The organism is Ideonella margarita (assembly GCF_038066635.1).
Taxonomy (GTDB): Bacteria; Pseudomonadota; Gammaproteobacteria; order Burkholderiales; family Burkholderiaceae_C; genus Ideonella; species Ideonella margarita.
Window position 1 is genome coordinate 1 of sequence record NZ_JBBUTI010000033.1, and the last position, 846, is coordinate 846.

General features: G+C 64.8%; 1 protein-coding gene. It reads right to left on the bottom strand.

The genetic code is table 11. The features are described from left to right. The coding region (locus AACH00_RS19820; RefSeq protein ID WP_341400909.1) for a tandem-95 repeat protein at positions 1-846 on the bottom strand (846 nt) is incomplete at both ends.

Consider the following 846-nt stretch of genomic DNA (forward strand, 5'->3'; position numbering starts at 1 on the left):
GGCATCGGGCGGCGAGTTCGCGCCCATGGTCAACGCCAGCGTGGCGGTGTCCGTGCCGCCGTTGCCGTCGGTGGCGGTGTAGGTTGCCACCGGCACCGGGCCGGCGTAGTTCGCAGCCGGGGTGAAGGTGTAGGTGCCGTTGGCGTTGATGACCAGGGTGCCGACACCAGCGATGGTCGCGGTCTGGCCGGCGTTGAACGTGCCAGGCACACCAGCCACCGTGAAGCTGCTGACGCTCAGCGTGTCGCCATCGATGTCGACGTCGTTGGTCAGCACATTGCCGGTGGCGCTCTGGTTGATCGGCACCGAGTTGCTGTCGTCGATGGCTGCAGGCGCATCGTTCACAGGATCAACCGTGATGGTCAGCGTCGAGACGTCGGTGCTGGAGCCATCGGTCAGCGTGTAGGTCGCGACCGGCACGGCGCCGTTGTAGTTCAGGCCAGGGCTGAACGTGTAGCTGCCGTTGCCATTGATGACCAGGGTGCCGACACCAGCGATGGTGGCGGTCTGGCCAGCGTTGAAGGTGCCCGCCACGCCAGCCACCGTGAAGGTGGTGACCGTGACAGGGCCGTCAACGCTTGACGTGCCGGTGAGCACCGAGCCATTCAGGACAGTGTCTTCGTCGACCGAGACCTTCTCATCAGCATCGGTGAACGCGTCATCGACCGGGTCCACCGTGATGGTCAGCGTCGAGGTATCGGTGCTCGAGCCGTCCGTCAGGTTGTAGGTCGTAACTGGAACCGGACCGTTGTAGTTCGCAGCTGGCGTGAAGGCGTAGCTGCCGTTGGCGTTGATGACCAGCGTGCCGACACCGGTGATGGTGGCGGTCTGGCCAGCGTTGAACGT